The 21,218-nt window shown below is 43.8% G+C and carries 17 protein-coding genes; 12 read left to right on the forward strand and 5 right to left on the reverse strand.

Annotated features, from left to right (window positions below; translation table 11 throughout):
* Positions 1-122: 122 nt before the first annotated feature.
* From ACVBIK_RS14865 to ACVBIK_RS14875, 3 genes are all read right to left on the reverse strand, one after another.
* The gene (locus ACVBIK_RS14865; RefSeq protein ID WP_447170002.1) at positions 123-941 is read right to left on the reverse strand and encodes a DUF2797 domain-containing protein; all 819 of its coding nucleotides are present in this window, start codon (positions 939-941) and stop codon (positions 123-125) included.
* A 150-nt stretch (positions 942-1,091) separates the two neighbouring features.
* A complete protein-coding gene (locus tag ACVBIK_RS14870) occupies positions 1,092-1,853 on the reverse strand; it encodes a hypothetical protein (RefSeq protein WP_447170003.1) in 762 nt (253 codons plus the stop codon).
* Between the two features lie 337 nt (positions 1,854-2,190).
* Complete coding sequence (locus ACVBIK_RS14875; RefSeq protein ID WP_447161540.1) at positions 2,191-2,691, reverse strand: glycine cleavage system protein R; 501 nt, start codon at positions 2,689-2,691, stop codon at positions 2,191-2,193.
* A gap of 260 nt (positions 2,692-2,951) precedes the next feature.
* Between ACVBIK_RS14875 and ACVBIK_RS14880 the strand changes: the two genes are divergently transcribed.
* From ACVBIK_RS14880 to ACVBIK_RS14905, 6 genes are all read left to right on the forward strand, one after another.
* Positions 2,952-5,207 (forward strand): ABC transporter permease subunit, encoded by a 2,256-nt coding sequence (locus ACVBIK_RS14880; RefSeq protein ID WP_447161541.1) that lies wholly within the window; start codon positions 2,952-2,954, stop codon positions 5,205-5,207.
* An 87-nt stretch (positions 5,208-5,294) separates the two neighbouring features.
* Positions 5,295-6,947, forward strand: a complete 1,653-nt coding sequence (pstA, locus tag ACVBIK_RS14885; protein WP_447161542.1) for a phosphate ABC transporter permease PstA — start codon at positions 5,295-5,297, stop codon at positions 6,945-6,947.
* Between the two features lie 31 nt (positions 6,948-6,978).
* Positions 6,979-7,797 (forward strand): phosphate ABC transporter ATP-binding protein PstB, encoded by an 819-nt coding sequence (gene pstB, locus ACVBIK_RS14890; RefSeq protein ID WP_447161543.1) that lies wholly within the window; start codon positions 6,979-6,981, stop codon positions 7,795-7,797.
* A 21-nt stretch (positions 7,798-7,818) separates the two neighbouring features.
* Positions 7,819-8,529 carry a phosphate signaling complex protein PhoU gene (gene phoU / locus ACVBIK_RS14895; RefSeq protein ID WP_447161544.1) on the forward strand — a complete coding sequence of 237 codons (711 nt, stop codon included), beginning with the start codon at positions 7,819-7,821 and terminating at the stop codon, positions 8,527-8,529.
* A gap of 602 nt (positions 8,530-9,131) precedes the next feature.
* A complete protein-coding gene (locus ACVBIK_RS14900) occupies positions 9,132-11,108 on the forward strand; it encodes a BCCT family transporter (protein WP_447161545.1) in 1,977 nt (658 codons plus the stop codon).
* 79 nt (positions 11,109-11,187) lie between these two features.
* Positions 11,188-11,550, forward strand: a complete 363-nt coding sequence (locus ACVBIK_RS14905; protein WP_447161546.1) for a YajD family HNH nuclease — start codon at positions 11,188-11,190, stop codon at positions 11,548-11,550.
* 100 nt (positions 11,551-11,650) lie between these two features.
* On the opposite strand, the gene ACVBIK_RS14910 is transcribed toward ACVBIK_RS14905, so the two are convergent.
* Positions 11,651-11,890 carry a DUF1289 domain-containing protein gene (locus tag ACVBIK_RS14910; protein ID WP_447163593.1) on the reverse strand — a complete coding sequence of 80 codons (240 nt, stop codon included), beginning with the start codon at positions 11,888-11,890 and terminating at the stop codon, positions 11,651-11,653.
* A gap of 262 nt (positions 11,891-12,152) precedes the next feature.
* Here ACVBIK_RS14910 and ACVBIK_RS14915 point away from each other — a divergent pair, with 262 nt between their 5' ends.
* From ACVBIK_RS14915 to oleD, 6 genes are all read left to right on the forward strand, one after another.
* Positions 12,153-13,331 (forward strand): chemotaxis protein, encoded by a 1,179-nt coding sequence (locus ACVBIK_RS14915; RefSeq protein ID WP_447161547.1) that lies wholly within the window; start codon positions 12,153-12,155, stop codon positions 13,329-13,331.
* Positions 13,332-13,439: 108 nt separating this feature from the next.
* Complete coding sequence (locus ACVBIK_RS14920) at positions 13,440-14,756, forward strand: methyltransferase (protein WP_447170004.1); 1,317 nt, start codon at positions 13,440-13,442, stop codon at positions 14,754-14,756.
* 260 nt (positions 14,757-15,016) lie between these two features.
* Positions 15,017-16,066 (forward strand): 3-oxoacyl-ACP synthase III, encoded by a 1,050-nt coding sequence (locus ACVBIK_RS14925; protein ID WP_447161549.1) that lies wholly within the window; start codon positions 15,017-15,019, stop codon positions 16,064-16,066.
* A 132-nt stretch (positions 16,067-16,198) separates the two neighbouring features.
* Positions 16,199-17,134, forward strand: coding sequence for an alpha/beta fold hydrolase (locus ACVBIK_RS14930; protein WP_447170005.1), 936 nt, complete (start codon positions 16,199-16,201; stop codon positions 17,132-17,134).
* Between the two features lie 5 nt (positions 17,135-17,139).
* A complete protein-coding gene (oleC, locus tag ACVBIK_RS14935; protein ID WP_447170006.1) occupies positions 17,140-18,861 on the forward strand; it encodes an olefin beta-lactone synthetase in 1,722 nt (573 codons plus the stop codon).
* A gap of 6 nt (positions 18,862-18,867) precedes the next feature.
* The gene (gene oleD, locus ACVBIK_RS14940) at positions 18,868-19,965 is read left to right on the forward strand and encodes a 2-alkyl-3-oxoalkanoate reductase (protein ID WP_447170007.1); all 1,098 of its coding nucleotides are present in this window, start codon (positions 18,868-18,870) and stop codon (positions 19,963-19,965) included.
* A 307-nt stretch (positions 19,966-20,272) separates the two neighbouring features.
* Here the strand turns inward: oleD and ACVBIK_RS14945 are convergent, their stop codons facing one another.
* Positions 20,273-20,983 (reverse strand): LuxR family transcriptional regulator, encoded by a 711-nt coding sequence (locus ACVBIK_RS14945; RefSeq protein ID WP_447170008.1) that lies wholly within the window; start codon positions 20,981-20,983, stop codon positions 20,273-20,275.
* Positions 20,984-21,218 lie beyond the last annotated feature (235 nt).

The following is a 21,218-nucleotide window of genomic DNA, read 5'->3' on the forward strand; positions in this document are numbered from 1 at the left end:
CCCAGAACAGTAAAACCAAGGCCTCAACGGTATGCCAAAAATAAAAATGCCGTTCACCTTAAGTGAACGGCATTACCTGCTTAGAGGGCATTTTTGTTTGACGTTATAGCTGTGAGCTAGGGTTAATAACTCACACTGACTTCGTAAGAGCCAAATTTACGCACATTAATCACCCCAGTATCAAAGATTAGATATTGGCCCTTAATACCTTGTAATACTCCCGATACTTCAGGGTTTTTATCAAAGTTATGAGAGCTGATTTTGGTTGGAAACACACTAACTGGGTAGTTAATTGTTTGAATTTGCTCGTCAAGCTTCGACACTGCAAACTCGCCGTGCTCTGCAGTGATCTCTTTTAAACGTTCGCTAATGTGCGGAATTAACGTTTCAGCTTGCTGCTTAAGGTCAAGATCATCGGCATTGCCCTTAAGCATAGTGCGCCAGTTAGTCTTGTCTGCAATCATTTCGGCTAGGGCGGTTTCAACTAAACCAGATAACAGACGAGTTTCTACTTTAAAAATAGGCAGGCCTTGAGTTGCACCTTGATCTATCCAACGGGTTGGTAGCTGGGTATGGCGGGTAATACCGACCTTTACACCTGAGGTATTTGATAAGTACACATAGTGTGGTACGAAGCAGTTAGCCTCACCCCAAGATGGCTCACGACAGGTGCCCGCAGCGTAGTGGCAGGTTTCTGGCTTCATAATACACATGTCACAACTCGCAAGTTTTTGCATGCACACATAGCAGTGGCCTTGTGAATAGCTCTTTTTAGTTTTCTTACCACAGCTACAACAGAGGATTTTACCGGTATGAGTTAACGTCAGTTGTTGACCAATTAATGGATTTAGATCCAGTAACTCTTCGCCAACAGGTAGCTGATATTGCACTAGATGATTCTCATCCAAGTGGCTGCGCATTTTTCTTAAGGTTCCAAGCATGACATTTTAATTCTTTTTAAGATTTACGCTTAGTCTAACAGATTGTTATACCAGCTTTGGAATGGTTTTTTCGATTGCTAGTGTGGGAATGCTTGATTGCAATGACATCTAGCTTATGGCTCAGAGTTCAGAGCTATGACATTACAATGATTATGATATGGGGATACATGGTACTGACTTGTAAGCGCCAAAAATAATTCTCGCTGATTTAAAGGCGCGAGGACAAGTCGCAAAGTAAGCCGGGATTGATGAGCGAATAGGTTCGGTTAAAATAAGTGCGTAAACTTGGTTTAGGCACTTATTTTTGGAAACACTTATTTTAGGGGGGTAGCATTGACCGAGGCTTAACTCCAGTTTTGGATTGTCTCGAGTCGTTAAATTGCCAAAATGTATTGTTGTTAGCAGATAGCCTTGGGCTAATAGATTTTGCTGAATGCGTTTTTTCAAATCATCACATGCCTCTTGTTGAAACTTAGGCAGGTCTTTTGCTAAGTAGTAGCTTGCGATGGTGTTTCTAAATGCAGCTGCACTAATATGCTTGGCTTCGGTGTCGATGTGTTTTGTTGGAATGACTTGTGGGATCTGCTTACTGTCGAGCTGATAACTCATGCTCAAGGTTAAGTGATAATCTCTATGAGCAATATCTTTAGCGAGTAGAGGTGGTTGATTGATTTCTATCGTTCTTGCAGAGGTATTAAATAAAGCTACCTGCAGATCAAGGGTAAAATGTGTACCTGGTGGCAGTAACTGCTGTCCTTTTTCTGCTGAATAAGTATAGGCAAACTCATTTTCTTCGACCAGAACAATATGAATGGGGTACTTAAGATGATTGTACTCTTTATCTGCATTTAGCTTTGATGAGACAAGTTGAGTCGAACCGACTACTAACGTTGCAAATAGCAGGAAAAACACTAATGCGGCGCAGATAAGTAATGTTGATATTTTACTCCATTTGAATGACGAAGAACGTCCTTATTGATTTTTTAAAGCTTATTTTTCAGATGTTTAAGTTGATTAAAGAGTTGATCGCCGCCGATGCTAGCATGAGCATTTAACTGCCGTCAATGTAACCAATTTACAGCCTAATGCCGACGTTATTGATGCCATTGCTTGGCTTTTAGTTATCTGATTTGTACAGGGGAGTTAAATACCAATAAAGCAGATTACGACTACGAAGACTATGAGACCGACATCTAGCCCCTTTTTTAACACAAGCCTGACTCTGCGGCGAGTCAGGCTTGTGTTAAGGTTACGCTGACAGCTTATCTAGCTGTACATCATCACCTATGCTGTGGAGCGCTTGGGTCAATTGCTCTTCATCACTCGCATCTTTCATTCCCACATTAAAATCGGCTCTGAACAGGGCTATACCCGAATGGCTGGCACTCTCGTAACGTGTGCTCATATGCTCAATATTGATCCCAAGTGAACTGATTTTATTTGAGATTTCATGTACTAAACCCGGTCTGTCATAGGCAACGAGGGAGTAACTTACATGCTTAATTTTAGCCTGTGGCTTACTGGTTTTGGAGTAGGTTAACGATACTCCCTCAAGCATCTCGAGATTTTCGATCAATTCATCCCAATGAGCGGCTGGGACTTCCAGCAGTAGGATCGCTGCAAAAATACCATCGATATGACGTAGTTCAGAATCTAGCCAGTTGCCACCATGGCGACTAACCGCATGGGCTATTTGCTCAACTAAGCCTTCTCTATCGCTTGCTTGTAGGGTAACTAGGTATTTTAACATTTGATATTACTCCTTTATTTATCTAAATAGTCGATCGTTATTGCCTGGTTTTGCAGGGGGTTAACGCCTAATATAGCCAAATTCAAAATCGGAACAGTATAAGTTAACCGCTGTAACACTAGTGTCATTTTTGCGTCATATAATGCTCCACATAAATTTACGCGTGCACAAAAATTGTTTTAAAACATTAGTGTTAGCATAGTCGTTAATGCAATCCCAGTTAAAAAACTTAACTGGCTTTATAATAATCGAGGTTCTTAATGGAAACTCAGGTATCTCAACCTGGACCTGCTACGAAAAACCTATTGATAAATAATGGTTCTTCGCGCAGAGCAATCAAGGATAAAGCAGCCCAAATTGGTGTCACCATTGGTGGGATCATGGTGTTTGTGGCGCTATTACTGATCTTCTTTTATCTACTTTATGTGATAAAGCCAATCTTCGATAGTGCCGAAGTGACACCGGTCGTGAGCGCTGAGTATTACGACCCAAAGCCTGCACTGATGGTAGGAAGTGATGAGCAAAATGAGATTATGTATCGCGTATCTCAGCTTGGCAAAGTCGATTTTTATGACACTCAAACTTCTCAACTAATACGCAGTGAACAAATTAATACGCCAGCGGGAACAGAGATTGTCAGTAGTTCGGCTGGAGCGCCAAGTGAGCAACGCTTTGCGCTGGGACTGAGTAATGGCCAGGTGATTATTGCTGGTCTTGAATTTGAGGTCACTTATCCAAATGATAAGCGCTTGATCACCCCTAAACTTCGTTTTTATAACAACAATGAGGTATTAACCGCGGATCGACAATCTCGCGCGCTAAATCATTTAGTATTTGGTTACCGTAGCGACAAAATGAGCTTTGTGTACCAGACAGACGACAAAGCGTGGCATCTCTCTCGCCAGGAAGGTGAAGAGAATATGATGACCGAAGAGGTGGAGTGGGGATCATATAATAGTATTATTCCTGACTCACCGGTTAATGTTCAGCAGCAGCTGATGACACCAGACCAGCGCCAACTTATTTTAAGTTCTGACAATAAACTATTTATTTACGATATTCGTGATGCAGAAGCTGTGCAACTTAGCCAAGTGCTGTCACTGGGGCGCGCTAAGGCAAATGTGACAAATGTGACGCTACTTGCTGGCGCTAGCTCGTTACTGGTGAGTTATGACACAGGAATTGTGCAGCAGTATTTTCAAGTGAATGGTGAGCAAGGTCGTCAATACCAGGAGATCCGTAACTTTAAAGGCCATGGCGATATTAAGAGCGTAGCCTCAGAATTTTATCGAAAAAGCTTTGCCACCATTACAGAAGACGGTGACTTAAGCTTGCTTTATACCACCAGTGAGAGAGAGCTCTTCTCGATGAACTTTGGGCTAGATAATCCTGGTACTGCCGGTTTTAGTCCGAGATCAAATGCCTTGATCGTCGAAGCTGGCAGCAAGCTTCATCTATTTAGTGTATCGAACAGTCACCCTGAAGTGTCGTGGAGTGCCATGTGGGAGAAGGTGTGGTACGAAGGTTACCCTGAGCCTCAATATGTGTGGCAATCAACGTCGGGCTCGGATGACTTTGAAGCAAAGCTCAGCCTAATGCCGTTAGCGTTTGGTACCATGAAAGCGGCGTTTTACGCCATGCTTTTTGCCACCCCCTTAGCCATTGCAGGCGCCGTTTATACCGCTTACTTTATGTCGCCTAAAGTGCGCGCCATCGTAAAGCCGACCATTGAAATAATGGAAGCGCTACCTACGGTTATTTTAGGTTTCTTAGCCGGTCTTTGGTTAGCCCCATTGATAGAAGATAACTTGCCCGGAATATTGACCTTACTCATTTTGCTGCCGGTGTCGATTTTAAGTACCGCTTTTGCTTGGTACAAGCTGCCTGCAAAGTGGAAGCAACGCTTACCTGAAACCTATCAAGAGCTCATGTTACTGCCTGTGATTATCTTCATTGGCTGGTTCTCGTTTGCTATTAGCCCTGGTCTAGAGTTGGCCTTATTTGACGGCGATACTCGTATGTTTATCACCAACGAGCTCGGCATTACTTTTGACCAAAGAAACGCGCTAGTCGTGGGCATCGCCATGGGCTTTGCGGTTATCCCAACGATTTTCTCTATCGCAGAAGATGCAGTGTTTTCGGTGCCTCGTCACTTATCAAACGGCAGTTTGGCACTGGGTGCAACCACATGGCAGACATTAACTCGGGTGGTATTGCTGACGGCAAGCCCTGGTATTTTTTCAGCTGTCATGATGGGCCTTGGCCGCGCGGTGGGTGAAACCATGATTGTACTTATGGCCACAGGTAATACGGCGATTATGGAGTGGAGCGTGTTTGAGGGCATGAGAACACTGGCGGCTAACATCGCGGTAGAGATGCCAGAGTCTGCGATTGGTAGCTCGCATTATCGTGTGTTGTTCTTGGCGGCCTTTGTGCTATTTATCTTTACTTTCTTCTTCAACACGATTGCAGAAGTGGTGAGGCAGCGTCTACGTGAACGTTATAGCTCACTTTAAAGCGTATTGTTATGGATGATAAGAAAATGAATTTTATGACGACATATATAAGTACTCGTTCACCTGTCGCTTTAAGAGGTTTAGCTAATGGGTAAGTGGTTTAAATCGGGATCTCCTTGGATTTGGATGACCAGTGGCGCAGTCAGTATCTGTTTGATTGCGGTACTCGGGTTATTGCTATTAATTGCTTGGCGTGGTCTGAGTTACTTCTGGCCTGCTGATATTTATCAGTGGGAGATGAAGAACCAACAAGGTGAGCGTTATACACTTATTGGTGAAATCTACGATAAAGAGGAAGTGCCAACAGAGCGCCTGCTTGCTGCTGGGCATAAGTTTGACTCAGAAGTCGGCGAGAACGTCATCCGTTATCTGGTTAAAACCGGTAACCGCGAGTTTGTTGGGTTAGATTTTCGCTGGATTTTAGCAACAGATATTATCTCTCGTTCTAAGCCTGAAAATATAGCCGTTATCGAACGTAGTAAAAATGGTGACTTCTATGGCTTCCCTGTGGCGATTATCGAGGACGGTAAGCGATTATCATCCCAAAATGTTGAAGCGGATTTTGAAAGCCATATAGAGCGAGCGGTTAAACTGAACGATGAAGCGCTTGCTCTGCAAAAAAGTGTGATTGGTTCAATTAACTATGAGCTTGAAAACTTACGTCTACAGTCTCGTCGTTATGAGTTAGATAACGCCTTAACCGACAGTCGTAAAGCCGAGATAGCCGCTGAGCGTGCTAAGTTAAATGCCGAGTATCAAATCGTAGAAAAAGAGTTCTTTGCCTTTAAAACTGAAGCGGGTAGAGATTCGGTTATTATTCGTGACATGCGTGGCGAAGAGGTGACATTAAAACTCGATACTATCTTAGATGTGACCTATGCCAACCGTTTAGGTGTGATGGGGAAAATTGGCCAGTGGTTTATTGGAGTGGGGAAGTTTGTCAGTGACGACCCACGCGAAGCCAACACCGAAGGTGGCGTATTCCCTGCGATTTTCGGTACCGTGTTTATGGTTATGTTGATGGCGGTAATTGTGACGCCATTTGGGGTTATCGCCGCTATCTACTTGCACGAATATGCCAAGAAAGGCCCCATTACTAAGATGATCCGTATTGCGGTGATTAACTTAGCGGGTGTGCCATCGATTGTTTACGGTGTATTTGGTTTAGGTTTCTTTGTTTATATGTTTGGTGGCACGCTAGATCAGCTGTTCTACCCTGAAGCACTACCAGCGCCGACCTTTGGTTCGCCTGGTGTAATTTGGTCGGCGTTAACCCTCGCTATTTTGACTTTGCCTGTTGTCATCGTATCAACAGAAGAGGGGCTCAGCCGTATTCCAAGTTCTGTTCGTCAGGGCAGTTTGGCGCTCGGTGCCACTAAAGCAGAGACCTTATGGCGCATTATTATCCCAATGGCCAGCCCTGCCATTATGACGGGGTTAATTTTGGCTGTTGCTCGTGCGGCAGGTGAGGTTGCTCCGCTGATGTTAGTCGGGGTGGTAAAGCTTGCGCCGACATTGCCTATTGATATGAATTTCCCATTTGTGCATCTAGAACGTAAGTTCATGCATTTAGGTTTCCACATCTATGATGTTGGTTTCCAAAGCCCTAACGTAGAAGCGGCGCGTCCCTTGGTATACGCTACTTCGTTCCTTTTGGTCTCGGTAATTGTGGCACTTAACTTAACTGCCATTGGTGTACGAAACCACTTACGCGAAAAATATCGTTCGCTTGAGCATTAATTGACGATTATCCTAAGCAGTAGGAAATAACATGATTTCAATAGATCAATCGGTAATGAAGACTGATATGCTAGACCTAGAAAACCTAACAAAAGAACAAACAGCCTTAGAGATCCGCAACTTAGATCTTAAATATGGCGACAAACAAGCACTATTTGATGTATCGATGAAGATCCCTAAGAAAAAGGTGACGGCATTCATCGGTCCGAGTGGTTGTGGTAAGTCGACCTTACTTCGCTGCATTAACCGTATGAACGACTTGGTCGATAACTGCCATATTGGTGGTGAGATCATGTTGCACGGCCAAAATATTTACGACAAAAAGGTCGATGTAGCCGCGCTACGCCGTAACGTCGGTATGGTATTCCAGCGTCCGAATCCATTCCCTAAATCGATTTACGAGAACGTGGTTTATGGTTTGCGCCTGCAAGGGGTTAATAATCGCCGCGAACTTGATGATGCTGCCGAGCGTTCATTACGTGGCGCTGCGATTTGGGATGAGGTAAAAGACAGGCTGCATGATAACGCTTTTGGTTTGTCTGGCGGTCAGCAGCAACGTTTGGTGATAGCTCGGGCGATTGCGATTGAACCTGAAGTATTATTACTTGATGAACCCACATCAGCATTGGATCCGATTTCAACCTTGACCATTGAAGAGTTGATCACCGATCTTAAATCAAAATATACCGTTGTTATTGTTACGCATAACATGCAACAGGCTGCGCGCGTGTCAGATCAAACCGCCTTTATGTATATGGGTGAACTGATTGAGTATGCTGATACCAATACCATCTTTACGACGCCTAAAAAGAAGAAGACGGAAGATTATATTACTGGCCGTTACGGTTAAGAGAGATAGGGAGTTACAGCAATGGAAAACATGAACTTAAATAGACATATCTCTGGTCAGTTTAATGCTGAGCTTGACGATATTCGCAATCGCGTGTTGGCGATGGGCGGCTTGGTTGAACGTCAACTTGAGCTGTCATTAGATGCCCTTGGGTCGCTAGATGCCGAGCTTGCGCAAAAAGTGATAGAAGGCGATCACAAAGTCAATGGTATGGAAGTGGCGATTGACGAAGAATGTGCGCGCATTATCGCTAAGCGTCAGCCAGCAGCAAGTGATTTACGTCTAGTATTGGCTATTTCTAAGACTATTACAGACTTAGAGCGAATTGGTGATGCCTGCGTAAAAATTGCCAAAGCGGCCATGGATAAGCGCTCTAAAAATCAGCAGCCTTTATTGGTGAGTATCGAAAACATGGGGCGTCATGCCACACGTACTTTGCATTCAACCCTCGACGCTCTTGCTCGAATGGACGCCGATGTCGCATTTGAGCTGCACAAAGAAGACACTAAGCTTGATAAAGAGTATGAAGGCATTATTCGTCAGCTGATGACCTATATGATGGCCGATCCGCGCTCTATTCCTGAAGTGTTAGATGTGCTTTGGGCCGCCCGTGCTGTTGAGCGTGTAGGGGACCGTTGTCAGAACATTTGTGAGTACATTATCTATTATGTGAAAGGTAAAGATGTACGCCATATCTCATACGAAGAGATGGAAAAAGATCTTAAACTTTAAGGTTTTTGAGTCATTGTGTTTTGCTTTGATTGAGTTGTTAAAAAAACGCAGTGAGATTGAGTTCACAATTCTGGTTAAATGTTGAATTGAGTTAATTAGAAAAGCAGCGATAAGCTGCTTTTTTTGTTTCTGCGCTATAGACGAAAACATCGACTCGATAAATAATGTATAGTGTAAGTGAATTTTGTGTTGTTAAAACCTGTGAGCCAAATTCTATTTAATAGTTGAACCATGTCGTTACACGGCAATTTTGGGTTGGGCTATTCAATATGATTTGTTAGCCTTTAGCGGTAAGTAAGTACTTATTTTTTGGTTGTTGAAAGCAACTAAAAAGAAAGGGTATTTATCACTATTGGTAATAGATGTTAATTAATCGACAGTGCTATCTTTAGTTTGCGTGATCCTAATATTAGGTGAAGCTAGTTTCAGATGATGCTCGAGATTTTCTAATCATTCTAAGGTGAGTATCACAGCGGGTTAAACCACAAAATAATGATCCCGTCGGTGTGTGCTTATATTTGGTAATACATTTCTAAGTCCTGGCGGCCCTTTCACACAACGCTAGGCGATGTTGTGTGTTCTTTATTTATTGCGGTAATTCTATGTCGATAAAATCGAGTATTAATCCACCAGTTTTTTTCTCTTCAGTCATTCTAATAACGTTAATGGTATTTGTTTGTGCCGTGTGGCCGACTCAATCACAAGACGTCTTCAAAGCAGCTCAATCCTGGTTCGAACTTAAAGCGGGCTGGCTTTACATTTTAGGTGTTGCCGTTTTCCTGATTTTTATTATTTTTGTCATGGTAAGTCGCTTCGGTGATATCAAGCTAGGCCCAGATCACGCAGAGCCTGATTACACCTATAAGAGCTGGATTGCTATGCTGTTCTCAGCGGGTATGGGTATCGGCTTAATGTTCTTTGGTGTGGCAGAGCCTGTAATGCATTACTTGTCTCCCCCCGATGCCGACCCAATGACGATTCAAGCGGCAAAAGACGCCATGAAGATCACTTTCTTCCACTGGGGTATTCATGCTTGGGCAATTTATGCGGTTGTTGCATTGAGTTTGGCGTACTTTTCATATCGACATAAGCTTCCTCTACTGCCACGAAGTGCATTGTATCCGCTGATTGGTGACAAGATTTATGGTCCAATTGGTCATGCTGTAGATACTTTTGCGGTGCTAGGTACCATGTTCGGTGTGGCTACATCACTTGGTTTTGGTGTATTACAGTTAAACTCAGGCCTTAATTACTTACTCGATGTGCCGGTTAATAGCACTGTGCAAGTGGCTTTGATTATCGGTGTATGTCTGATTGCGACGGTTTCGGTGTTTTCAGGTTTAGACAAAGGCGTTAAACGTTTAAGTGAGCTCAACCTAGTGCTTGCGGTATTGTTACTCCTATGTGTATTACTATTTGGCTCTACAGTTGAGCTACTGCAAGCATTTGTACAAAACACCGGGGCGTATTTAAGCGATATCGTCGGTAAGACGTTTAATTTATATGCTTATGAGCAGAAGAACGATTGGCTTGGTGGCTGGACCCTTCTTTATTGGGGGTGGTGGATCTCATGGTCACCATTTGTCGGAACCTTTATTGCCCGCGTTTCGCGCGGCCGTACTATTCGTGAATTCTTGGTGGGCGTATTGTTTGTTCCATCGACATTGACCTTTATTTGGATGACAGGTTTTGGTAACAGCGCTATTGAAGTGATTTCAAATGGCGGAACCTATCTGTCTGACGCGGTATCGTCAGACGTATCGGTGGCCTTGTTTGTGTTTTTTGAACATATGCCATTTTCAACCTTGTTATCGACAATTGCACTGTGTTTAGTGGTGACTTTCTTTGTAACATCATCTGATTCAGGCTCGTTAGTTATCGATAACCTGACCTCTGGTGGTGATCATGATGCACCTGTTTGGCAGCGTATTTTCTGGGCATTAATGCAAGGTGTAGTTGCTTCTGTTTTGTTATTAGCCGGTGGTTTACAAGCGCTGCAAACTGCTGCGATAGCAAGTGCATTGCCGTTCCTTATCGTTATGCTGCTCATGTGTTTCGGTCTGTACATTGCGCTTAAAGATGACTGGTTAAAAATCAACAGCGTGCAATCACATAATACCAGTGTGCAGTTTACCAAGACCAATGTGAGCTGGGAGTCGCATATTGATGTTTTACTATCGCATCCGAGCCAAGAAGAAGCGCAGAGCTTCCTTGATAGTGTGGCTCAGCCAGCATTAACAAAAGTACGCGATAGCTTCTTAAGTCGCTCAATTACGGCTGAGATTTTAAACTTTGATAACCGTGTACGCTTTGTGGTTCCAAGTGAAGATCATAATGACTTCGTTTACGGTCTACGTACCCGCGCATTTAGCATTACCAATCCGCTCGAAAGTGAAGTGGCTGACGGTGATATCGAATACTACCGTGTGGAAGTATTCTTAGAACACGGTGGTCAACATTACGATGTAATGGGCTTTACTCAAGATCAGCTACTGGCAGATGTGGTGACGCAGTACGAAAAGTACTTGCACTACCTACATCTTTCAAGCTCAGAGTACTTAGGTAGCGAAGCTAAATAATTCGCGTAATTTGCGGTGAAAAGTACCTAGGGTCAGTGATACAATTGGCTCTAGGTAACAAACTTTAATGAGAAACAGCATGTCGACCAATCAAGGGCAAAGTAAGTTAGATAGAGTATTAGCTGAGGCGAGAGAGTATAAAGCCAAGCGTGAAGTGGGTTATCGTGAGCAGGCGCTTAAGCTTTATCCTTGGGTCTGTGGCCGCTGTACTCGTGAATTTAACAATGCCAACCTAAGAGAGTTGACGGTGCATCATCGTGATCATAACCACGATAATAATCCATCAGATGGCTCTAATTGGGAGCTGTTGTGCCTTTATTGTCATGACAATGAGCACTCTAAGTTTGAAGAGCTTATTCAGTATGGTTCTACGACAGAAAACAAAGTTGAAGCTGCGACTTACAATCCATTTGCGGATTTGAAGAGTATGCTGAAAAAGTAGACCGTAAAGAGTTTAAAAAAGCCGCGAATGAGCGGCTTTTTTTGTATTAAATATCTCATCCTGGGATGTGTTTATATATTTAGGACAGGAACAGGATTGATTAATCGGCCTCTGAGCGTTCTAGTCTGCTCTGGGCTTCAATCCATTTGGCCCGACTGAGGATGGCACTATTTTCCCCGCCTTGCATCTTGGCCTTGCGCTCAGCCAGATTTTGCCAAATGAGCGCTTTACGTTCATCGCTTGCCTGCCCCCAACCGACTATTTCATCGATATGGCGATAACAGCCCATACAATAATCTTCATCATTTAAGCCGCATTTGGCCACACAAGGTGATTGCATCATAAGGTTTGTGTTGTATTTCTTGTTCGAATTTGCGGCAGATTCTAAGTTAGCTAGAATTAGCTTACAAGTGAAACTCTTTTCATTGGCCTAGAGCTTGGCTTTGACGTGGCTAATTCATAATATGGCTAATGAGGTAAGTAGACATAGCGATAGGTATTGTTGATGTCCGGTGGTAGAATTATAAGTTGATGTTTTTAATAAACTATTTTAATTGAATTTCAAATAAATTCTAATGAATTGTGTATTTTTTGGAGGAGTTATGAAAGCGATGTTTCGCTTTTGTTTGATAGCCGTTGTCGCGTTGCTGACAAGTGCGTGTTCACTGTTAGAAATTAAATTGGAAAGCGGCATTGAGCCGTTGCCAAAAGATCAACTCAATATGCGCGTTTTTAGTCGCGACTTTAGTACGGTTTTTTATAGCCAGGTAGAGAGCGCTGCTGATCTGATAGAGCGTAATACCGACAGTATTGCGATTAAGTCAAACACCTTAATGTGGAAGATTAACGCCGAGCAGAATCTACAACACACGATTTTTCAAGCATCACCAACAGCAGCGATGATTGATACTTGGGTGTTTACCGAGCAGATGGCACAGTTTTTTGAAACGGGAGCGGGCAAAAACTTATTTGCAGAGCAACAACCCGTCGCCGTTGAGACCAGCATCAAATTACGAGATCAGTTTGAGCGCACAATTAAAAATCTAGGTGGCGCTAATTTTAAAAAGAATCAAGAGTTCGTGAAGCAATACGCTGCGAGCCACCCCATAAAGGATATGGCGTTTGCACGGGAATCGGCATTTACCGAATGGCTTGAGTTCCATAAGATCAGTGAGTTTGATGCGGTGACGACTTTCGGCACCGTCCCTGAGGTGATGAGTGATATCTCTGACCGTATGGCGATGATCGCCGAGCAGATGCCAAAAATCTTAGGCTGGAAAGCCGAGCTATATGCCTTGCATTCCAACATTAATGCCGATGAAATTCAGCGCACGCTAACAAATATTAGCGATACCTCAGCTAAGTTCCAGCAGTTAATGGCACAAAGCCCTGAAATGATGCAAAGTTTAGCCGTTGATATGCGTAAAGAGCTCACTCCGCTATTAGATCAACTCAGTGCCAGTACCGATGATAAGCTAAAGCAGTTGTCGGTTGAGCGTCAGGCGCTAGAAGTTATGGTGAAGAATGAGCGTATTGCCCTAGAAGCGATGGTTGCTCGTGAGCGCGCAGCAGCGGCGATTGACTTAGAGCAGATTTCACAAAATGCGGTAGAGGTGGTTTTTCAGGAGTTGACCAAGACTCTTAAGAGCTTGATTTTGTACTTCGTACTCTTCCTACTGGTGGTGTTTTTCGCGCCATTAGGCCTAGGGGTGTGGTTAGGTAAGCGTATGCAAATTAAAAAGCTAAACGCCTCAAAACCCGAAGTTAAGCAAAAAGCTTAATCGGATCTAGCCGATGACATGTTAAACTGGCGAGCACTCTTCATAGGGTGCTCGTTTTTATTGCAGCGCTAAACCGCTGTGTGTTGCAACATTAAATTAGCTAAAAAGATGACTGTCACTTCAACTCAATCTCTACCTTTGTGTAAGCAAGCTGCATTAAGCGCAGCGCAAAAACTTAAGCAGATAGACGCGCTGTTAACGCAGAGTCAGTCGCTATGGCGTAGCCGCTCTTTTGAGTGCAACGAGCTGCCTTGGAGCGAAAGCTTTCCAAGACTAGCTAAAGCGGTTTGGCAACTCACTGACGACTCACTTGATGCCATTGATGCTTGTCAAAATAGATTGAATGAAGCCTTGTTAGGAGCCTTGTCAGAGGATTTGCTTGCTCAAGGTTTAACATGGCCGCTTGAGTTATTGCTGCAATCAGCCATAGGTGCTGATATTGGCTCCAGAGTTGCGACAAAATCAACAACAAGCTCAACAAAAAAATTAGAATCAACAGCACTGTTAACAGCAGAAGATGAGCCCCATTTTAGTGCCCATATTAAAGGCCGTAAGTGGCAACAGATTAATGCATTTGTTGCCACACTTCCGTTTGATGATACGCCAGTGCTTGAGTGGTGTGCAGGAAAAGGTCACTTAGGTCGGCTCATTGCAAAAGCCCACCAAAGACAAGTGGTCAGTCTTGAATGGCAGCCAAGCCTGTGTGAAGCCGGTGAGCAATTTGCAATAAAATGGCAACTACCACAAACTTTTATCTGTGCAGATGCCTTTGCTGGCCAAAGTGAGCAGTTACATACTGAGCAACTTGCCGTAGCGCTACACGCTTGCGGCGACTTGCATGTTAAACTACTGCAGCATGCCAGTGATGCTGGTACCAAGCAGTTGGTGATTTCACCTTGTTGTTATCACCTTATTCAAGCCAAGCAGTATCAAGCGCTATCGACAGTGGCTAAGGCGAGTGAGCTTAAACTAAGCCGTGCAGACTTGCAGTTGCCCTTACAGCAAAGCGTTATTGCTAACGACAAGCATAAGGGTTACCGGTTGCAGGAGATGGCTTGGCGACTCGGTTTTGATGCGTTGCAGCGCAAGGTGCGCGGTCTTGATGAGTATCTACCTGTTCCCGCAATCAAGCAGAGTCAGTTAAATGATGATTTTGCGGTGTTTTGTCGTTGGGCGGCTGACGCGAAAGGGTTAGCTTTACCTGCTGATATCGATTGGCAAGAGTATTTGGTGATTGGAGAACTGCGTCAGCGCTTAACTCGACGCATCGATCTTGTGGCGCATCTATTTAGGGCGCTCGTCGAACAATGGCTGTTACTTGACAGAGTATGCTTTCTTGAAGAGCAGGGCTACCGAGTAACCTTGAGTGAATTTTGTTCAAACAGTATTACGCCGCGAAATGCGCTAATTCACGCATTTAAATAGATTTTTCAGGCTAGCTCAATTTAATCTTATCGTAACAAACTGTTTATTAAGTTGTAATTAAGTTAGCTGTGATTGAATCCGCGCGAAAAGAGAGGCTCTTTAGTAAGTAAAGTCTATGATAGGTTGGATTAAAACTGCTCAGTAATGAGGTTTTTTATTGAATCATCAGCTTTTTCTTGCTCAAATGGCTGGTTAATAATAAATAACTATCTAGATGGGCTGTAAATTCGCCTATCTTGTGAGTGACGATAAGCAGTTTCATGAAATATTCCCGCGTTTTTATTAATAGTATGGCCTACGAGTTAGCGCCTGAAGTTGTATCGACTTCGGAGCTAGAATCTCGTTTAGCGCCTTTATATCAAAAGTTTCGTATTCCAATGGGGCAGATTGCTACATTGACAGGGATCCATGAAAGACGCTGGTGGCCAAAAGGGCACCGTTTATCTGATGGTGCTTTAGCCGCGGCACATAAAACCATTGATGAAACCGGTGTGCAGATCAGTGATTTGGGCGCAGTGGTTTACACCGGTGTTTGCCGCGATCAACACGAACCAGCAACAGCTTGTCGTATTGCGGCAGAGCTTGGCGTGTCTAAAGATACCGCGATTTACGATATCAGTAATGCATGCTTAGGTGTGCTATCGGGTATTTTAGATATTGCGAACCGTATTGAGCTTGGTCAAATTAAAGCTGGCCTAGTGGTCTCGTGTGAGTCGGCGCGTCATATCGTTGATATCACCATAGATAAGATGCTGGCAGAGCCAACCATGCAAAACTACGCGCAGTCTTTGGCAACCTTAACGGGTGGTTCTGGTGCGGTAGCGGTGTTGTTGACCGATGGCAGCTTAAATCTTAAAGGCAATCGCCAGCACCAATTATTGGGTGCGAGTCACTTGTCGGCGCCGCAGCATTATGATTTATGTCAGTGGGGGCTTGAAGAAGCGGGCCCACAACTGTATCGCGAATATATGCGCACCAACGGTGTCGCCCTGCTTAAAGAAGGTGTGGAGCTTGCACGTCATACGTGGAGTCACTTTCTTGAGCAGCGTAACTGGTTAGTTGAGCAGGTCGATAAAGTAATTTGTCATCAGGTTGGCGCGTCGAATCGTCGTAATGTACTGAGTGCATTGAATATCCCTGAAGAGAAAGAATTTCCAACCTATAAGTTGCTTGGCAATATGGGCACGGTTTCATTGCCCGTTACGGCAGCAATGGCACATGACCAAGGCTTTTTGAAAAGCGGCGATCAGGTCAGCTTTTTAGGAATAGGCAGTGGTTTGAACTGCATGATGTTAGGTCTTAAGTGGTAAGTCACTATTTATGGGTAAGCGCTAACGAGTAAGAGTTAACACACTTACGTTAATAGGAAGCTTGTCCATATACAGGCTAGCCCCCTTTAGCTAATAAAGCGTTCGACAAGTAACACAAAGATAGGAAACGTCATGCTAGACACTCTGCACCCTTTTAAACGTAACTACTTAGATAGAAACGGCAACAAGCTTCAGTACGTCAATGAAGGCCAAGGTGAGCCTGTGGTGATGGTACACGGTAACCCGAGCTGGTCTTTTTATTATCGCAACCTTATCAGTGCATTAAGTGATAAGCATCAGTGCATTGTGCCTGATCATATCGGCTGTGGTTTGTCTGATAAGCCTGACGACAGTGGTTACGACTACACCCTTAAAAACCGTATCGATGATTTAGAAGCCTTACTCGAACACTTAGATGTGAAAGAAAACATTACGCTGGTGGTACATGACTGGGGCGGAATGATAGGCATGGGATACGCGGCGCGTTACCCTGAACGTATCAAACGTTTAGTTATCCTTAATACTGGCGCATTTCATCTTCCAGCGAGTAAGCCATTCCCGTGGGCGCTATCGATTTGCCGCAATACTTTGCTAGGCACGTTTTTAGTGCGTGGTTTTAATGCGTTTTCGTCGGCTGCATCTTACGTTGGTGTTAAGCGTAAGCCTATGCATAAAGATATTCGCGAAGCGTATGTTGCACCCTTTAACTCTTGGGCGAACCGAATTTCGACACTGCGCTTTGTGCAGGACATTCCACTAAAACCTGGCGATCGCAATTATGAGTTAGTGTCAGATATTGCTGCTAGCTTGTCTAAATTCAAAGATGTTCCCACCGTGATCTGTTGGGGCTTGCAAGATTTTGTGTTCGATAAGCACTTCTTAACCGAGTGGAAGCAAAGAATGCCTCATGCCAAGGTGCATGAGTTTAGCGATTGTGGTCACTATATTCTTGAAGATGCCAGTGATGAGGTGATAGGTCACATCAAAGACTTTATCGCTGAAACTGAGCTCGAGGCTAAGCCCAAGGCGGAAGCCGTATTGGCAACAAACGATGAGTCGGTAGCGTAATCGCGATGGTGAGTCAGTTTAATCAAAACAATGACGGCGCAAATTTGTGCCGTCATTTAGTTAGTGCCGCAGAAACGAATCCCACTTCTCTTGCCGTTGCTGTGCAGCAATCTAATGGTAAAGCCGTGAGTGGCCTGCATTATCAAGAGATGGATTTTCACACTCTGAACGCCAAAAGTGATGAGATAGCCAGCGCGCTCCTCAGTCATGGTTTAGCGCCAGGTATGAAGGCGGTGTTGATGGTGACGCCGAGTATCGATTTTTTCTGCTTAACCTTTGCCCTGTTTAAGGCCGGAATAATTCCAATTCTAGTCGACCCGGGTATGGGGATTAATAACCTTAAGCAGTGTTTTGAAGAGGCTAAGCCTGATATTTTTATCGGGATCCCTAAGGCCCATATCGCTAGACGCCTATTTGGTTGGGGAAAATCGACCGTTAAACACCTGATCAATGTCGGCGGTAGCTCGATAGTGCGGGCATTAACAGGGGCTGCTCATTTAGATAGCTTATTGAAAGCCAATCAATCAGCGCCTTCTCAGCCGTTTGAGATGCAATGGCTAGATCAAGATGCCATGGCGGCGATTTTATTTACTAGCGGTAGCACGGGGACGCCTAAGGGCGTAATTTATTCTCATAAGATGTTTGAGGCGCAAATTACAGCGCTTAAAAATGATTATGGGATCAAGCCCGGTGAGCGAGACTTAGCCACCTTCCCGCTATTTTCATTATTTGGCCCCGCATTAGGCATGGCATCAATTGTGCCCGATATGGATGCCAGTAAGCCGATTACCGCAAATCCTGCTTTTATTTTTGCTGCAATAGAGAAGTATCAGTGTAGCAATATGTTTGTAAACCCAGCCTTGATTGAACGCTTAGGACAAGCGGGTGAAGCTAACAAACACAAACTGCCTAGTATTAAGCGTGTGATCTCCGCCGGCGCTCCCGCAACGATTGCATCGATCAAACGCTTTAGCTTAATGCTTAATCAAGACGTTGAAGTGCTCAATTCATACGGCGCGACCGAATCATTACCCATAAGTAAAATGGCGAGCAGTGCCCTGTTCGATACCACCGCTGTCACCGATAACGGCGGCGGAATTTGTGTCGGCAACGCCATTGATGGCGTTGATATTGCAATCATAGCGATTGATGAGCAGCCGATTGCATATTGGCATAACAGCTTAGCCTTATCTGTTGATGCAATTGGCGAAATCGTTGTTAAAGGCCCCATGGTGAGTCGCAGTTATTATCAGCGCGACAGTGCAACCTTGCTGGCAAAAATTCAAGATGGTGACAGTATTCGCCACCGTATGGGAGATTTGGGTTATTTAGATAGTGATGGTTTATTGTGGATGTGTGGCCGAAAGGCGCATAGAGTCGATGCAGATGCTTTACCAGCAACCAATAACCAGACTAAACGTTATTACTCTATTCCCTGCGAACGCATCTTTAATACTCATAGCGACGTAAAACGCAGTGCGTTAGTGGGCGTTAACATTGCTGGCAAGGTAACGCCACTTGTGTGCATAGAGCTAAAACAGTCTGTAGCCTGCTCACTCTCTGCTGTGCTTTATAGTGAACTTAGAGCGATTGCCGAGCAACATGCACAGACTCGAGGTATTGAGCGCTTCTTAATTCACCCCGATTTTCCTGTTGATATTCGTCATAACGCTAAAATTTTCCGTGAGAAATTAGCTGTTTGGGCACAAAAGCAGATCAAGGAATAATCTATTTTGTCAGTTGTTATCGATACGCTTAGTCTGAATGATTTTCCCCCTCAAGAGCAGGCCGCGTTAACGGCGCTTAAGCACAAGGTTAATCGCGCCTTTGTTACTGGAGCAGGAGGCTTCTTAGGTAAAGCCATTTGTGAGCGTCTACTCGCTGCGGGTATTAAAGTCACAGGGTTTGCCCGCGGAGCATATCCAGCATTAGATGCAATGGGCATCGATATGATCCAAGGTGATATCGCTGACGAGCAGGCAGTGTTATCGGCTATGCAAGGCTGTGATGTGGTGTTTCATGTCGCATCCAAAGCGGGAGTCTGGGGCAGTAAACAAAGCTATTTTTCACCCAATGTCGACGGTGCTCGCCACATTATTGATGCCTGTAAAAAGCGTCATATTGAGCGTTTGGTTTACACCAGCACGCCAAGTGTCACCTTTGCTGGGGAAGATGAAGCGGGCAATGATGAATCCGCGCCCTATGCTAAGCATTTTTTGAATTATTATGGCGAGTCTAAGGCGATAGCCGAGCAGATGATGCTTAACGCTAACGGTTGCATACTGGGTAATGGCAAACACTTAGGCACCACAGCCCTTAGGCCTCACCTTATCTGGGGGCCAAATGATCCGCATCTCGTCCCTCGTGTGCTTGAACGTGCAGTAGCAGGTAAATTGAAGCTGGTGGGCAAGCAAGACAAGCTAGTCGATACCATCTATGTGGGCAATGCCGCTTACGCTCATATCTTGGCCGCGGTTAAACTTTGCAGTGAAGATGCGAGTCGTGCCGCTTGTGCTGGTAAAGCCTATTATTTGAGTAACGATGAGCCGATCACTATGGCGGCGATGCTAAACAAAATCCTCGCCTGCCAAGGGTTTGCACCAGTGACAAAGCGAGTGCCCAGTCATGTAGCCTATATCGCAGGATGCGTGCTTGAGTCTGTTTATGGTTTATTGGGTAAAACAGATGAACCCATTATGACGCGTTTTGTCGCAAGGCAGCTTTCAACCAGTCATTACTTTGATATTAGCGCGGCTAAAAACGATCTCGGCTACAGTGCCTTAGTGAGTATTGATGAAGGGATGAAGCGACTTAAGACCTCTTTACACTAAACAAGAGCAGAATAAAACCTAACTGGAGGCTGGTTAAGACTCACTTCTGATAAAAAAAAACAGCAATTTATTTGCTGTTTTTTATGGCTCAAGTGCAATTTTATATTTCAAGTGACAGATATTCAGATGTTTTATATTAAAAGAACAGGGGTGTTTGGAAAAGCTGAGCTGATTTTTATTTAATACTTAGCCATTTATCAAGTATGTAAAAGTAATGGTTGTTTATTAATAGATGACGAATGTAGATGTTCTAGTTAACTGCTGGAGTACACTTTAAGCTTAACGTTCTTACTTATCATTTATGGAATTAAACTTTTATTACTTTCCGGTATGCCAATAACGCAATGACTTGTTCTTTTGTCGATAAGTTAAGTTTTGCTTTTAATTGTCCAAGGTGGTACCTGACAGTTCTCTCGCTTATATTCATTTTTTTAGCAATGCATTCTGCGGTTAAACCTGACGAAAGCCATTGTGCACATTCTATTTCCCTTGCTGATATATTGCTTCTTATTTCACTTTCAATTGAAGACTCATTTAAACGATTAAGTTTAAAATGAAAAAGGTTAGCTAATACAATTAATTCATTATAGTGATGAGTCAACCACTGTTGAGAGTCTTTCATATTGGATAACGAAAACCCGAAACCAGTAAAATCATGTGAGTCGGGTATAGACAGTGATACGCCTTCCATGAGGTTAAATGAGTCTGCTTCTGACCAATACTGCTGTAATAATTCGGTCTGCGGCAGTAGCTCTCTTGCATACTCCCAGGTAAAGGGTATTGAAGTAGCGAGGCTGATTTTTACGGTTGGATCAACAGAGGCGTAGTTACTTTCAATGTAACGGTTGACCCAAGTCTGTGGGTAGTCAGAGACGATTTTAGGTAAAGAACTGTTTGATGAGAAACAGAAATAACCATACTTTGAAATACCTATCTCATTTATTAAAGATTTGAACTTGGACTTTAATTCATTCTCGGTTCTACAGGTTAGTAGTTTTTCAGCTATTTCAATGTTCATCGTGCTTGCTAAGTTGTTTTTAATAAGTGGTTAATAATAGTCAATAGATGTGTAACTGTCATATTCGACAGGTCGGAAAATAATGTGGTAGCTAAAATTAATTCGTTATTAATTCGGCGCAATTTATTAAGTTACTGATACAGAGACTTTTAGTTATATCCTTAGTGATACTAGTTGTAGTAATCACTTTATTTATACATTTATATTCTAACGGTCTCTCAATCCACTTGTTATC

Source organism: Shewanella sp. 125m-1 (assembly GCF_052977065.1).

Coding starts and splice junctions, on each gene's coding strand:
- ACVBIK_RS14865 (WP_447170002.1), bottom strand. CDS start 941: ATGCTTGGAACCTTAAGAAAAATGCGCAGCCACTTGGATGAGAATCAT.
- ACVBIK_RS14880 (WP_447161541.1), top strand. CDS start 2,952: ATGGAAACTCAGGTATCTCAACCTGGACCTGCTACGAAAAACCTATTG.
- pstA (WP_447161542.1), top strand. CDS start 5,295: ATGGGTAAGTGGTTTAAATCGGGATCTCCTTGGATTTGGATGACCAGT.
- oleC (WP_447170006.1), top strand. CDS start 17,140: ATGGTGAGTCAGTTTAATCAAAACAATGACGGCGCAAATTTGTGCCGT.
- ACVBIK_RS14905 (WP_447161546.1), top strand. CDS start 11,188: ATGTCGACCAATCAAGGGCAAAGTAAGTTAGATAGAGTATTAGCTGAG.
- phoU (WP_447161544.1), top strand. CDS start 7,819: ATGGAAAACATGAACTTAAATAGACATATCTCTGGTCAGTTTAATGCT.
- ACVBIK_RS14910 (WP_447163593.1), bottom strand. CDS start 11,890: ATGCAATCACCTTGTGTGGCCAAATGCGGCTTAAATGATGAAGATTAT.
- ACVBIK_RS14930 (WP_447170005.1), top strand. CDS start 16,199: ATGCTAGACACTCTGCACCCTTTTAAACGTAACTACTTAGATAGAAAC.
- ACVBIK_RS14920 (WP_447170004.1), top strand. CDS start 13,440: ATGACTGTCACTTCAACTCAATCTCTACCTTTGTGTAAGCAAGCTGCA.
- ACVBIK_RS14915 (WP_447161547.1), top strand. CDS start 12,153: ATGAAAGCGATGTTTCGCTTTTGTTTGATAGCCGTTGTCGCGTTGCTG.
- ACVBIK_RS14900 (WP_447161545.1), top strand. CDS start 9,132: ATGTCGATAAAATCGAGTATTAATCCACCAGTTTTTTTCTCTTCAGTC.
- ACVBIK_RS14925 (WP_447161549.1), top strand. CDS start 15,017: ATGAAATATTCCCGCGTTTTTATTAATAGTATGGCCTACGAGTTAGCG.
- pstB (WP_447161543.1), top strand. CDS start 6,979: ATGATTTCAATAGATCAATCGGTAATGAAGACTGATATGCTAGACCTA.
- ACVBIK_RS14945 (WP_447170008.1), bottom strand. CDS start 20,983: ATGAACATTGAAATAGCTGAAAAACTACTAACCTGTAGAACCGAGAAT.
- ACVBIK_RS14875 (WP_447161540.1), bottom strand. CDS start 2,691: ATGTTAAAATACCTAGTTACCCTACAAGCAAGCGATAGAGAAGGCTTA.